This window comes from Micromonospora sp. WMMD736, assembly GCF_049179015.1.
Taxonomy (GTDB): Bacteria; Actinomycetota; Actinomycetes; order Mycobacteriales; family Micromonosporaceae; genus Micromonospora.
Map to the genome: position 1 here is coordinate 36664 of NZ_JBMHMI010000001.1, position 12913 is coordinate 49576.

The following is a 12913-nucleotide window of genomic DNA, read 5'->3' on the forward strand; positions in this document are numbered from 1 at the left end:
TGCTCAGCCGCCCGAGCCCTGAAGAATCAGGGATACGTCTCCCGAAGCTAGGCTGACCTGTAGTGCCGCGTCTGACGACAGCAGGAGCGACACGGCGGTCAGTCCAGCAGCGTCGGGGACCTCGATCGCTGACACCGATGCGGACGCCCGGACCGCCTGCCCAGCTGGAGATCCGTTGGCTGTCGGGGGCACCACCAGGACGGTCACCCGCGAACCCACAGTCATGCCGGCGGGCGCCTTGCCCGCCTTGACGCCGACGGCGATGACCGATTGGCCCACTGGCGGAAACGCCGAACCACCCATCTGGCCGGGCGACAACAGGCTCCCGGCCACCAGCGGCACCGCCGCCGTCCGACCGACCACCGTCTCGCGCTGCGACTCGCCTACCACCTGCACGGCGTCGCCGGGCACGATCCGTACGACCTTCAGGTCTGGGTCCCGGATCGTCTGGCCGGCTCCCACGTCGCGGGCCAATGCAAGGACCGGAGTCGCCGGATCGGTCCGCAACGTTGTGCCGGCGAAGAGCAGCGAGCACGCGATTGTAAGGACCAGCCCCAGCACCACGTTGCGCGGTGAGCGTCGGCGCACACCAACTGGCGGAGGTGTGGATGGCGACCGCCCGTTCGCCGCTGCGGCCGGTGACCTCGTCAATGACACAGCCATCGGTCAGCCCGCCCCGTTGAGCGCGGACGAGCGCTGCACCCGAAGCGGCACCGTGGCGGTCGTCGTCACTGGATCGACCGACCCCGACGTGCCACCGCCGACCCAGCCGATCTCCCAGGTCACCGTTGCTCGCACCTCGTACACCCCGCCCGGTTGGCCACTCGACGGCACCTTGTAGGTGTGGCTGCAGTTCGACGCTGCTGCCGGATCCATGCCCGCGCGCCACGGCATTCCCGCGCCCGAGCAGGTGAAGGACGCGCCGTCACCAGTCGACCACCGCACCTTGGTCGGCGAGGCCGTCGCCGTGACGCTCAGGCCGGGCACCGAAGCCGTCGCTGACCGTGCGCGATAAGAAGAGCCGTCCAACCACAGCCAGGTCGGCACGTTCAGCAGCTGAGCCGCCGGCGGAGCGGGATTGGCCCGGATCGCCGGTACAGGCAGATCCAGCCGGGAAATCGCGGACCGCGCCAAAACCGTCGGATCCGGCGACTGCGCATCCGCGATCCACACGGGCAACCTCTCCGAGCCCGCGCCATCGTTGATGCAGTGGCGTGAATACCACGCTCCAGGCTGAGGGGCACCCGCCGGCGGATCGTCCCGGCCGATCACGATGTAGCGGCAACCGTCCGCACCCTCGTGCTCACCTCCGGACCCGCCACCGGTGTTCGACCCGCCGCTGTGTTCGTCCCCGGAGTTCCCGTCGCCGGCCGAGGGCGGTGTACCCACCTCGACGGAACACTCAGGTACGCCAGGAGTAAGGCCGCAGTCCACCGGCTTCCACTTGTCGGCCTTGGCGGGGGACGCAGGCAACAGCAGAACCAGGCAACAGGCCGCAGGCATGACACCGGCCGCTGCCAGGAGGCGGAGCCTCAGCACGAGCCGACCCCCTGGACCCCGAAGGACGTCACCTTCCAGCTTCTGCCGACCATGCTCACAGTGGCGTTGACCAGCCGGCGCCCGCCGGGTGAGTCGGCGAACGGAGTGCCATTCGGAGTCGCTCTCACCCTGGTCGCGCCGGAGGTATCGGCGCAGTCTCGGACCTTCGCCTGGGTCGGCGCGGCCGCAGGCGTGAGGGACTGGATCGACGGGTTCACAACGACTTTGCCCTGCCCGACCAGCCCCTCGCGACGATCGGACTCCAGGCCGCTTCTCAAGACCTTCAACGCATCGCCGGCCGCGAACTTGGCCAGCTCAGGATTGTCCGGGTCGGACGTAAGCCCGGCGTCGTCGTAGGCGGCCCACATACCCCGGTACGCAGCCAGCGCGAGATCCTCAGGCGTAACCGGTTCGGCGGTCGAGGTGGATTGATTGCCGGGCGTCGGCGTTGCTGAGCCTTCATTGCCACCGTCACCACGTGTGCAACCTGCCCCGATTCCCACCAGGCCGATGAGCGCGAGCACGGCCACCACCCTCCCCCTACGGTGTGCCACCAGTTGCCTCCAACACGGTCAACATGTTCTGTCCTATCCCAGGATCAGAGCCTGCCGCTACGGCACGTGAGTGCGCTACAACCGCGCGCGCCAATCGTGCGTCCCAATCGTGCGCACCGCTGGTAGGGCCGCCTCGCGCCACCGCGACGGACTGTTCAGCGCCGCGCAGGGGCTGAACAGAGCGGAGCCATCGACAACCACTGCTCGTTACAGCTGGATTTCGTTTTCACCCAAAGCGGCTCTAACCGCCAGCTCTCCGTCAGGTCGATAAACGAGAGGCCTTGACACCGCTGCGACTACTCGGTGAAGTGAGTCCTTCGCGCAATGTCAGATTCACGACAGCTGACGTCTCGGGTCAGGCGTTGGGCACCTGTGCGGGGGAGACGGTGAACTGTGGCATTGATCCACTTTCGGATCTTGGAGCAGGTTTTCGGACACAGCTGGTGGGCTTCGATTTTGCTGACGCTCGCCGACCGACAACTGCGATACACGGAGCTCGCTGCCGCCCTCGTTGAGCGCTGGGGAGCGAGACCCGGCGACGGCCACCTGTCCAAGGCGCTCAGGCAGATGCGCCAGGCTGGGCTCGTCGACCAGATCGACGACGGACGCGGGTACCTGACCTGGACGCTGACAGCTGAGGCGCACGAAATGGCCGAGATGCTGGCAATGATCGAGAAGGCCCTCGAAGAAGGCCACATCAACAACGAGAGGAACTGATACGGACACGTCTTCCGTCTGACCTATCCGGCTCGATCGTCCGCCGGTCCGAGCAGAAGGTCCACGGCAGCTACGGTCACGATCGAAGACTCCACCGGCCGGCTCACCAAATACGGCGTCGCAGGTTCGAAGCCAGCCTCGATGCAGGATGGGCGAGCCTCAGGGGCCGCCAGGAGCGTCTCAAGCACGACTCGCTCTCGATGAGTCAGGCCTCGCGTCCATGTGAACAAATCGTTTCATCCACGACTGAAGTCAGATCCTAATAGGCCGCGGAGTGACCCGGCGGCGATGCGGACGAGCGGTGCGGCGTGACCTCCCGCAGATGCGCGGATGCTCGGGACGATGTCCATATGGCGGGCTGTCCGTGAGTTGGTCGTTAGTGGGGTCAGGAGTTGTCGCTGCTGGCGGCATGGGTATGGACGAGGAACAGGTGGTAGTCGTCGACCAAGGGGCCGGTTCGGTCGCTCCCGGGTGGTGGTGTGAGTGCGGCTCTTTCGTAGGCGAGTAGTTCGCCGGTGGTGGGGTTGAGGATCAGCAGGAAGCGGATGTCGTCGGCGGTGGCGCTGACGCCGATGCCGGTTCGGCCCGCCCGGTCGGTCACCGAGCCGTGGTACGTGATGCCGGGGGTGTCGCTCAGGACGGTGAGGACCGCGGTGCGGGCGGCTTGGTTGGGGGTACGCCAGCCGAGCAGGCTGACGAGGCCGCGAATGACGGCGGTGGGTCCGAGGAATCGGGGCTGGGTGGCGTCAATGTGCGCGGTGAGCGCCGCCGGGTCGGTGGAGATCGGCCCGACGGAACCGTCCAACTCGCCGGGGCGGTAGGCGCTGTCATCGGTGGGCCGCTGACCGGTGGGGTAGCGGCTGCGAATGACGCGGCCGGAGGCGTCGTCGGCGCGCCGGCGTTGCTCTTCGAACAGCGCGATCCGCGTGGTGGTGCTGTTGCCGGCGATGGTGGTGTCCGTGGCCCACTGGAGTAGGTGGACATAGGCGAACCGGCCCGGGATGGCGTCGCAGCCGGACGGCCCAACCGTGACCGCTTCCAGGGCCTGCTGCGCCGGGGTCGACGCCGGCAGATGCGTCGGCGATGGGTCGATTTTCTGCTGTGCGCGTGTCTTGAGCTGTGCCGCGGTGAGGGCGGCTGGTGACGGACACGGCGACACGGAAAGCCGGGACGCGGCGGTGGGGGAAGGCGAGGATTGGGATTGAGCCGGCCCGGCGGCGCCCGTCCAGTGCGGGATAGCTGTAGCGGTGCGAGGAGGCCGAGCGCGCAGGCGGCGGCAGTGACTTTTCCGGCTCGGCGGCCAACCGGATGGGGCGTATCGGTCGTGGGTCGCACGTAGGGCAGGTTGTTCACGGTCAGCTTTCTCGAGGTGAGGTGGATTGGGCTAGCGGTAGGCGGCGGTGGCAAGGTCCCCGACGGCGGCGTCCACGGCGGCGGTGATGTCGCGAACCGGCCGGTAGTGCTGCCCGGCGATGGCCTTCAAGCGAGCCGTCAGGGTGGTGATGTCGTCGTCGAGATAGAGGTGGCTGGCTAGGCCGAGGTCGGCGACGAGGCCGGCGAGAGCGGCGGTGTGGTTGTCGGGTTCTTCGCGGCCGGAGGCGAGGTAGCGCAGGCGCGAGCGGGCGATGACCGCCCATCTACTGTCGGTGGGCAGGTAGGTGTCGGCGCGTATGAGGCCGCCGAGGCGCCGTCGGGTGTGGTGGCGCAGGATCCCGCCGGCGACGAGGCCGGCGCGGGTGCGGTCATAGAGGTCGTCGGAGAACCCGCGCAGCCACCCCCGCAGGGGTGGGTGGGTGTGGCGGATGGTCGCGGTCGCGGCGTCGGCGATCAGGTCCCCGACCGGGCGGTCGATGTGCGGGTGGATCCGTTGGTGGCTGGCCGGGCGGGTGTCGTCGTTCGGGTCGAGGGTCACGCGCCCGGCCAGGTACAGGTCGATCAGGACCGCGCCCGCGAGCCCGAGGGCGAGGGTCTGCCGGTGCACGTGGGGGTGTCCGGTGTCGTCGTCGTGGCCGAGGAGGAACAGCTCGTCGCGCAGCGGCAGGCGCGGGATCGACGCGGTCATCGTCAGGGCTCCTACCGCAGCCCGGCGGTGAGCCGCCGCAGCCGCTCGTGTGCCCCGCCGTACGCGGGTCCGGGGGCGGGCAGCATCGTTTTGTCGATGGCGGCGAGGACGGTGTAGTTGGGGTCGCACACGTTGCCGATCGGCGCCCGCCCCGCCTGCGACAAGAGCTGGTAGGCGTCCAGGGTTTCCAGGCCCGTCAGGGCGCAGGCCCAGCCGACGAGGTCATGCTGGGCGATGCGGTAGGCGTCCTCCAGGGGCCTCGCGCACCCGATCGTCAGGATGTCCCGGTCGGTCTCCAACCGCGGCCACCGGGTGCTGACGCCTTTGATGACGTCGATGGCGAGGGTGGTGGTCGTGGCGATCTCCACGCCGACGCCGCAAGCCTCACCCTCGCCCTGGCGGGCGTGCCCGTCGCCGAGGGCCAGCATCGCCCCGTAGACGTTCACTCCGAGGTAGAGGGTGGTGCCGGCGCGCAGGTGCGGGGTGTCGAGATTCCCGCCGTGGGTGTCGGGCACGAGTGTGGAACGGGCTTCGAACCCGCCGGGGGCGACACCGATCGTGCCGATCATCGGGTCCAGCGGCAGGTCAACGCTGTGGTCGCTGCGGGTGGCCTCGAACCGTACGGTCCCGGCCTGCCGGTCGATGCCGTACACCCATACCCGCTCCTCCAGCGGAGGCTGCAGGGTGGCGGTGTGGGAGGTGGACGTCAGTGCCCCGAAGTGCGGAAAGGTCGAGGACACACCCCAGTCCCGGGCCGGGACGATGGCGGCGAGGTGCACGGCGAGGGTGTCGCCGGGCTCGGCGTCCTCGACGAAGAACGGCCCGGACACCGGATTGAGGTAGGGCATGTGGCACACCTGCGACGGCAGGTCGGCCGGCCCTCTCACGAGACCACCGAAGCAGTCCTCCGTCATGACGGTGAACATGTCACCGCCGCGCACGTGCGCGACCGGCATCCGACCGCCGAAGGTGTAGGCCAGCTCGTCTCGGGCGGGCCGGTAGGTGAACGTGTCCATGCCGGTCACACCCGCTCCACGTGACGCGCCTGCGGCTGCGCGGGTGCCAACCCCGACAGCGCTGGCCGGCGGCCAGACAGGTACAGGCCAGCCAGAACGACCATCCCGAGGGCGAGCCAGGCCAGGCCGAGGCGCTGGGCGGCGATGTTGGCGTTGACCACCACGTAGGCGAGGATCGCGTACCCGATAGCGGGCATGACCAGGTGAGCCCACCAGTTCCCGCTGCGCTGGCGGATGAGGTGGTGCACGATCACGGAGACGTGCAGGACCAGGAAGGCGACCATCGCCCCGAAGTTGATCAGCGACGACAGCAGAGTGATCCCATCCGCACGGGTCGCCATGTACAAGCCGAGCACCAGAGACACGGCGCCGGTGAGCAGCGTCGCGTTGATCGGCACGTTGCGCCGGATCGACACCTTCGCCAAAAACGCCGGAAGCTGCCGGTCGCGAGCCATCGCATACAGCAGCCGGGACGTGGCGACCTGGGCAACCATCGAGTTCGGCAGACCCCACGCGATCGCGGTCGCTACCGCGCACAGGGTGGCCAGCCATCCCCCGCCGGCTACGGCCGCAGCGTCGTAGAAGGCGGTGCCGTTCACGTCGCCCGCCGCGAGGAGGGTGCCGGGGTCGGGGATGAGCATCGCGGCCAGCCAGGTCTGGGCGATGAACAGCACGCCGGCCAGGATGAGCACGGCGGCCATGGCGCGGCCGATCTGACGGGAGCCGCCCTTGGTCTCCTCGGCCAACATCGAGATGCCGTCGAAACCCAGGAAGGACAGCACCGCGATCGACACCGCCCCCGCCACCACCGACCAGGTGAACGTGTCGGCGTTGTAGAACGCCGCCCAGCTGAACCGGCCCCTACCCGAGGCGAGGGCCCAGCCGGCGATGGCCAGGAATACCGCCAGCACGATCAGCTCGCCGATCAACATCACCCGGGTGACGGCCGCCGTCATGCGGATCCCCACCGAGTTGACGATCGTGTTGACCGCGACGAAACCGAGGAGCCACAGCCACACCGGCACCGCCGGGCCGGTGGCGTGCATCGCCACCGACGCCACCAGGTACAACAGCCCCGGCACGAGGACATAGTCGAGAAGGATCACCCAGCCGGCGAGGAACCCGACCGGCGGGCTGACGCCGCGCCCTGCGTAGTTGTAGACGCTGCCCGACATCGGGAACGCCTTCACCATCTGCGCGTACGAGAACGCCGTAAACACCAACGCCACCACACCGACCGCGTACGCCAGGGCCACCATCCCGCCCGAGCCGGCGTAAACGCTGCCGAAGATCGCCATCGGCGCGATCGGCACCATGTACACCAGCCCGTAGGCAAGTAGATCCCTGAACCGCAGTTGGCGGCTCAGCTCCTGCCGATATCCATATCGCGACAGGTCATTCTGGAGACTCATTAGACTCCTCAGGTATCTGAATCCTGGTTCGTAGCTGGTCCGTCAGCCATGACAACTACTCGTTGGCCCGAAAACCGCTGCTGATGATTTGCCTGGCATGCCGGGGGTATTTCAACGACGAGAATTGCGTACCGAGCCAGATGAGTCGATAGCGGTGATGCGGACAGGCGGTGTTGTCCGCATGCGACTGTCCGCGTAGCGTTCGAGCACGTACGGTGAGGTCCGTCCGACTGCGGCAGCGGTGGGCAAACGGCATCCAGGAGTACCGGTGGCGCAGGTTCCGCGACGACTGACCCCGCATCGATCAGTGCTGCACGGGTATGGCGCCGCGCTGCGACAGTGGCGCGAGTGCCGCGGGCTGTCCCAGCGCGCTCTAGGCAGGCTGGTGCACGTCAGCGGGGACCTCATCGGCAAGGTGGAAAAGGCCGAACGTTGGCCGTCCGCCCGCCTGGTCGAGTCGTGCGAGGCCGCGCTACAGACGGGTGGTGAGCTGGTCGCCTTCCTGTCGGACCTTGAACGTGAGCGTCGATTGACCGGCGTCGGCTACCGCCTCGCCGGCGGCGCGGACGGCCAGCTCGGGGTCGTCATGAATCATTCCGAGGAGACTGACCTGCTCCGCTCGTGGCACGAGCAGCTCGCCAGTCTCGCCACAGCCGGAAACCGCACCGGATATGCGGGGATGGCGTCCACCGCCCATGCGCAGATCAGTGCCGCAGCCACCATCGGGCGACGGAGCAGCTCAACCGACCGTCGAAGCGTGCTCATCGCCCAGGCCATGTGGGCCGAGTTCCTCAGTTGGATCGACGAGCAGAGCGATGCCGCCGAGGCGGACGCATGGCTGCGACGCGCCCAGCAGCACGCCGTCGAGGCCAATGCGCCGGCGCTGGCAAGCTACGTCCTGATGAGGCAGAGCCAACGCGCTCTCGAGCGATTCGACCCGCGTCAGGCCGCTGCCTTGGCGCAGCAGGCTCTGGACGAGGTCCGGTTACCGGGCCGCATTCGCGCTCTGCTGCTGGTTCGTCAGGCTCAGGCTTTCGCGATGGGCGGCGACCAGGTCTCCTGCGTTGCCAGCATCGACGAGGCGCATAGGGTCGCCGGCAGCGCCGACTGGGACTCGGAACTGCCGATCGATGTTGGCGTCCACTGCAACCCGGTGTACGTGACTGCCCATGAAGCGCAGTGCCGTCTACTCCTCGGCCAGCCGGCGGCGGCAGCGGATCTCTACGAGCAGCTACTTCAGGACTGGCCAAGTCAGTGGCGTGTCGACGAGGCCCTCTGGCGATCGGCCCTGTCCACCGCCTACGTCAACAGTGGCAACGTCGAACGCGCCGCGACCGAGGCCACCAACGCCCTGACCTTGGCCGCTGGTACCTCCTCCGGGCGGGCCCTGCGCTGGTTGAACCCCACGGCGGTTGCCCTTCGACAGCAGCCAGGCGTTCCTGAGGCGGTGGCCTTCGTGCTCGCCTATCGGCAGGCGACTCTCGAAGCGTGTAACCATTAGCCCGTGGACCTGATCACCACGGCAACGAGCACCGACGAGTCCGAGCGGGCGGCGTCCGTCGCGGTCCTCCCAGTCGGGAGTTTCGAACAGCACGGCGCCCACCTGCCGTTGCTGACGGACACCATCGTGGCATGCGCGATTGCGAAGGCGGTTGCTGAGCGCTACGACCTCTTTCTGCTACCGCCCGTGACGATCTCCTGCTCCCACGAGCACGCGGCGTGGCGTGGAACGGTCAGTATCAGCGCCACCACCCTCGCCGACGTAGTCGTCGACATCGCCACCTCCCTGCGTGAATCGGGCATCGATCAGCTCGCCGTGATCAACGGACACGGCGGGAACTATGCGCTTGCCAACGTCGTTCAGGAAGCCAATGTCGCCGGACCGCGGATGACTCTGTTCCCCGCTCGGGCCGACTGGGACGAGGCTCGACTGGCCGCCGGCCTGCACAGCACCGCCCACCAGGACATGCACGCTGGCGAGATTGAGGTTTCACTCCTCCTGCACGTCGCGCCGGAGGTCGTGCGTGATGGCTTCCAGCATGCCGACCACGTCGCGGACGACCGACGTCACCTCCTCACGCGGGGCATGGGTGGCTACACCACCAGCGGCGTCATCGGTCTGCCGTCTCACGCCACCGCCGCCAAGGGCAAAGCCGTACTCGAGGACCTTGTCCGCTCCTTCGCCGATCACTACGGCCTCCTGCCGGGGCCCAAGGCATGACCAGGAATTGACGCTGGCGGTCCGGGCGCTGCGTTTCCGGATCACTGACCGGACGACGGCTGGCATCGTCACTCCGATCGAGACCGTCATGCGGACAAGTGCTGTTGTCCGCATCCGGGTCACATCAATGGTGACGTCGATGGCTGTCTAATGGTCGACGGGAGGCGCTGACGACAGATCCATCGTCGTTCGAGAGGGCAGTGGTGCCCCGCATCAGCGCTGTAGGGCGCGGACCGATATCGAGGTTCGACGTCGAGCGAAAGGTCGTCATGCCCGAAAAGGTCCTCACACACAAGGCGCTCTGCTACATCGTGCGGAATGGGCTGCTGCTCGTCTTCCGGCACACGAATTACAGCTACGAAGAGGTGGGCATCCAGGTGCCGGGTGGCACCATCCGCCCCGGTGAGGCTCCGGAGGATGCCGCGCTGCGCGAAGCCCGCGAGGAGACCGGGCTCACGGACCTCACGGTCGTCCGCAAGCTGGGTGAGTCCAAGTACGACATCAGTCCGCTGCGGTTCGAGATCCAGCACCGACACATCTTCCTCCTGGAGCTCTTCGAGCCCACGCCCATGCGCTGGTCGAGCCAGGAAGACCACGACGGCACCCAACTGCCGACCCGGTTCGAGTGCTTCTGGGGGTGCCGTTGACGGCGGGGCACATCCTGCAATCCGGCCAGGGCGCGCTCCTGGGCCGGATCTTCGACTGACGGATCTGCCTCGGCGCTCGGAGTGCCTGCCAACTCCGAGCAGGACGCCGTGATCCCTGCTCGATTCAGCGCCAGCGTCAGCTTCGAGCCGGCGCAGCAAGCCTCGAATGTGAACCCGTCTGGACTCCGTAGCGCTGGGCGCTCGGACCTTCACAAAGGAGTTGGCATGACGGTGATCGAAACACGATCCGCTGCGCCCGTTGAGGTGGCAGGGGCAGACGTCGCCGCAGCGGTGGCCGCCGCTGAGCGGATGCTGGCCGCGCTCGGCGTCGACACACAGGTCGAGCACCTTCGGCGCACCGCGGAACGGATGGTGCTGTCGTACGGCGAGGTCCTGACGCCGGCGCCGTTCGAGGCGACGGACTTCGTCAACGACGCGAAGCATCAGGGCTTCGTGATCGTGCGGGACGTGGCGTTCGCCGCGATCTGCGCCCATCACCTGCTGCCGTTCGTCGGCTCGGCGACCGTGGGATATCTCCCGGGTGCGCGGTTGTTGGGGCTGTCGAAGCTGACGCGGCTGGTTGAGCACGCCACGCGAGGGTTGCAGGTCCAGGAGAACGTCACGCAACAGATCGCCGACGGACTGCAAAAGGTTGTCCCGGATAACGGCGGCATGGGGGTGATCGTCGAGGCGGAGCACCTGTGCATGACGCTGCGGGGGGCGAAGGCACGCGGCGCCTCGACGGTGACCTCGGCGTGGCGCGGCGCGCTGGAACGCGATGTCTCGGTGCGGTCGGAGTTCCTCAGCCTGGCGGGACGGGGGTGGCGGCCGTGAAAGCTGCCGTGCTGCCGGTGGTCGCTCCGGTACCCGCGCACGTCGTTGTCATCGTCTCCGGTGGCATGGACAGCACCGTGTTGGCGTACGCCCTGCACCGGGCCGGGTCGGCGGTGACGCTGCTGTCGTGCGACTACGGGCAGCGGCACCGCCGTGAGTTGGACTATGCGGCACGGACCGCCGAGGCCTTGCACGTGCCTCACGTGGTGGTCGACCTGACCGGCATCGTCGGTGTGCTGACGGGCTCGGCTCTTACCGATGCCCAGGTCGATGTGCCGGACGGGCACTACACCGATGCTTCGATGCGCGCCACGGTCGTACCGAACCGTAACGCGATCATGCTCGATGTTGCCGTCGCCCGCGCGGTCTCCGCTGGTGCGGACGCGGTGGCGTTCGGTGCCCACGCCGGTGACCACCCGATCTACCCGGACTGCCGACCAGCCTTTCTTACCGCGTACGAGTCGGCTGTCCGGCTGGCGAACGAGGGCTTCCTGCCCGCTGGCTTTCGGGTCGTCGCGCCGTTCATCGACTGCTCGAAGGCCGACATCGCCCGGCTCGGGGACACCATTGGCGTGCGGTTCGCCGACACCTGGTCCTGCTACAAGGGCGGCGAGCGGCATTGCGGGACCTGCGGCACGTGCGTCGAGCGGCGCGAGGCGTTCGCGATGGCGGGCGTGACGGACCCGACCGAGTACGCCACCGCCTCGGGGGTGAGCTAGGTGTTCCGCATCGGCAAGCAGTTCCGGTTCGAGGCCGCGCACTCGCTGCCCGACCTGCCCGAGGGCCACCAGTGCGCGCGCGTCCATGGCCACAGCTACACCGTCGAGGTGTACCTCGTCTCTGACGGCGAGCTGACCCGACCCGGGTTCGTCGTGGACTTCGCCGAACTCGGCCCGTTCAGCGCGCACATCCGCGACCACTTCGACCACCGCGACCTCAACACCGTGCTGGACGCACCACCGACGAGCGAGCACCTGGCCGCCTACTTCTACCAGTGGTGCCGCAACCATCTGCGACTACCGGAACCGGTTCGGGTGGAGAAGGTCCGGGTGTCGGAAACGGCGTCCACGTTCGCCGATTACGGGCCAGACCTGCCATGACCGCCCCGTCCATGCCCGCCGTACCGCCATTTCCAGCCAGCTCGCCTGCGGTGCCGGCGCGGCCGTTGCTGGTCGCGGAGACATTCGGCCCGACCCTGCAGGGCGAAGGACCGAGTACCGGCCAGCAGGCGTTGTTCCTACGGCTGTCGCGGTGCAACCTCTCCTGCCCACGCTGCGACACCCCATACACGTGGGATACCTCCCGGTTCGATCTCCGCGCGCACACGGCCTCCCGCTCGGCCGAGGAGATCATTCGGTGGGTGTTGACGCAGCCGACACGGCTGCTGGTCATCACCGGCGGTGAGCCGCTGTTGCAGCAGGACAGGCTGCTGCCCGTGGTGGACGCGGTCACCGACGCGGGGCGACGGGTAGAGATCGAGACCAACGGCACGGTCGTTCCCCTGCCGGCACTTGTCGCATCGGTGGGCGCGTTCAACGTGTCTCCGAAGTTGTCCGGCTTCGCCGGACCGAGGGACGGTCGGCGGCGGATCAACCCGGACGCGCTGTTGGCACTGGCCGGCTCGGGCCGGGCCGTGTTCAAGTTCGTGGCCGCCGACACAGCGAAGTTGGACGAGATCGCTCGGCTTCAGGAGCAGTTCGGGCTGGACCCGGTCTGGGTGATGCCCGAAGGCACCACCAGTGATGCGGTCCTGACCGGAATGCGGGACCTCGCGGACGCGGTCCTAGCCAGAGGCTGGCACCTGAGCAGCCGCCTGCACGTGTTGCTGTGGGAGGACACCCGTGGCCGCTGAATCACCGGACTCACGCAGGTCAGATGGGCTTGGACGGGGCCGTCGTTCCCGCCGCGACG

Annotated in this window: 15 protein-coding genes; 8 read left to right on the forward strand and 7 right to left on the reverse strand. The window is 68.0% G+C overall.

Annotated features, from left to right (window positions below; translation table 11 throughout):
• Positions 1-3: 3 nt before the first annotated feature.
• The 3 genes from ACN269_RS00190 to ACN269_RS00200 all read right to left on the reverse strand — a co-directional run bounded on the left by ACN269_RS00190 (position 4) and on the right by ACN269_RS00200 (position 2063).
• Complete coding sequence (locus ACN269_RS00190) at positions 4-564, reverse strand: SAF domain-containing protein (protein ID WP_421470371.1); 561 nt, start codon at positions 562-564, stop codon at positions 4-6.
• A 102-nt stretch (positions 565-666) separates the two neighbouring features.
• Positions 667-1173, reverse strand: a complete 507-nt coding sequence (locus ACN269_RS00195) for a hypothetical protein (protein ID WP_421470372.1) — start codon at positions 1171-1173, stop codon at positions 667-669.
• A 359-nt stretch (positions 1174-1532) separates the two neighbouring features.
• Positions 1533-2063, reverse strand: a complete 531-nt coding sequence (locus tag ACN269_RS00200) for a hypothetical protein (protein ID WP_421470373.1) — start codon at positions 2061-2063, stop codon at positions 1533-1535.
• Between the two features lie 447 nt (positions 2064-2510).
• On the opposite strand from ACN269_RS00200, the gene ACN269_RS00205 reads away from it, so the two are divergent.
• Positions 2511-2810 carry a hypothetical protein gene (locus ACN269_RS00205; RefSeq protein ID WP_421470374.1) on the forward strand — a complete coding sequence of 100 codons (300 nt, stop codon included), beginning with the start codon at positions 2511-2513 and terminating at the stop codon, positions 2808-2810.
• A 385-nt stretch (positions 2811-3195) separates the two neighbouring features.
• On the opposite strand, the gene ACN269_RS00210 is transcribed toward ACN269_RS00205, so the two are convergent.
• From ACN269_RS00210 to ACN269_RS00225, 4 genes are all read right to left on the reverse strand, one after another.
• Positions 3196-3969 (reverse strand): hypothetical protein, encoded by a 774-nt coding sequence (locus ACN269_RS00210; RefSeq protein WP_421470375.1) that lies wholly within the window; start codon positions 3967-3969, stop codon positions 3196-3198.
• 225 nt (positions 3970-4194) lie between these two features.
• Positions 4195-4872, reverse strand: coding sequence for a GOLPH3/VPS74 family protein (locus ACN269_RS00215; protein ID WP_421470376.1), 678 nt, complete (start codon positions 4870-4872; stop codon positions 4195-4197).
• 11 nt (positions 4873-4883) lie between these two features.
• On the reverse strand, positions 4884-5897 hold the full coding sequence (locus tag ACN269_RS00220) for an acetamidase/formamidase family protein (RefSeq protein WP_421470377.1): 1014 nt from the start codon (positions 5895-5897) through the stop codon (positions 4884-4886).
• A complete protein-coding gene (locus ACN269_RS00225; protein WP_421470378.1) occupies positions 5894-7300 on the reverse strand; it encodes an APC family permease in 1407 nt (468 codons plus the stop codon). The genes ACN269_RS00220 and ACN269_RS00225 overlap by 4 nt, the downstream gene beginning before the upstream one ends.
• Before the next feature lie 268 nt (positions 7301-7568).
• Here ACN269_RS00225 and ACN269_RS00230 point away from each other — a divergent pair, with 268 nt between their 5' ends.
• From ACN269_RS00230 to ACN269_RS00260, 7 genes are all read left to right on the forward strand, one after another.
• Entirely contained in the window at positions 7569-8801 is a 1233-nt protein-coding gene (locus ACN269_RS00230) for a helix-turn-helix domain-containing protein (protein WP_421470379.1), read from the forward strand.
• Between the two features lie 3 nt (positions 8802-8804).
• Entirely contained in the window at positions 8805-9521 is a 717-nt protein-coding gene (locus tag ACN269_RS00235; RefSeq protein ID WP_421470380.1) for a creatininase family protein, read from the forward strand.
• Positions 9522-9790: 269 nt separating this feature from the next.
• Entirely contained in the window at positions 9791-10168 is a 378-nt protein-coding gene (locus ACN269_RS00240) for an NUDIX hydrolase (RefSeq protein ID WP_421470381.1), read from the forward strand.
• Positions 10169-10393: 225 nt separating this feature from the next.
• Positions 10394-11002, forward strand: a complete 609-nt coding sequence (folE, locus tag ACN269_RS00245; RefSeq protein ID WP_421470382.1) for a GTP cyclohydrolase I — start codon at positions 10394-10396, stop codon at positions 11000-11002.
• Entirely contained in the window at positions 10999-11721 is a 723-nt protein-coding gene (gene queC, locus ACN269_RS00250) for a 7-cyano-7-deazaguanine synthase QueC (RefSeq protein ID WP_421470383.1), read from the forward strand. Before folE ends, queC begins: the two co-directional genes overlap by 4 nt.
• Positions 11722-12102 carry a 6-pyruvoyl trahydropterin synthase family protein gene (locus ACN269_RS00255; RefSeq protein ID WP_421470384.1) on the forward strand — a complete coding sequence of 127 codons (381 nt, stop codon included), beginning with the start codon at positions 11722-11724 and terminating at the stop codon, positions 12100-12102.
• 11 nt (positions 12103-12113) lie between these two features.
• Positions 12114-12854 (forward strand): 7-carboxy-7-deazaguanine synthase QueE, encoded by a 741-nt coding sequence (locus ACN269_RS00260; RefSeq protein WP_421476147.1) that lies wholly within the window; start codon positions 12114-12116, stop codon positions 12852-12854.
• Positions 12855-12913 lie beyond the last annotated feature (59 nt).

What these genes read in the sequence shown, in the direction of transcription:
- ACN269_RS00225 (WP_421470378.1), bottom strand. Translation starts at nt 7,300, where the DNA reads ATGAGTCTCCAGAATGACCTGTCGCGATATGGATATCGGCAGGAGCTG.
- folE (WP_421470382.1), top strand. Translation starts at nt 10,394, where the DNA reads ATGACGGTGATCGAAACACGATCCGCTGCGCCCGTTGAGGTGGCAGGG.
- ACN269_RS00260 (WP_421476147.1), top strand. Translation starts at nt 12,114, where the DNA reads ATGCCCGCCGTACCGCCATTTCCAGCCAGCTCGCCTGCGGTGCCGGCG.
- ACN269_RS00240 (WP_421470381.1), top strand. Translation starts at nt 9,791, where the DNA reads ATGCCCGAAAAGGTCCTCACACACAAGGCGCTCTGCTACATCGTGCGG.
- ACN269_RS00215 (WP_421470376.1), bottom strand. Translation starts at nt 4,872, where the DNA reads ATGACCGCGTCGATCCCGCGCCTGCCGCTGCGCGACGAGCTGTTCCTC.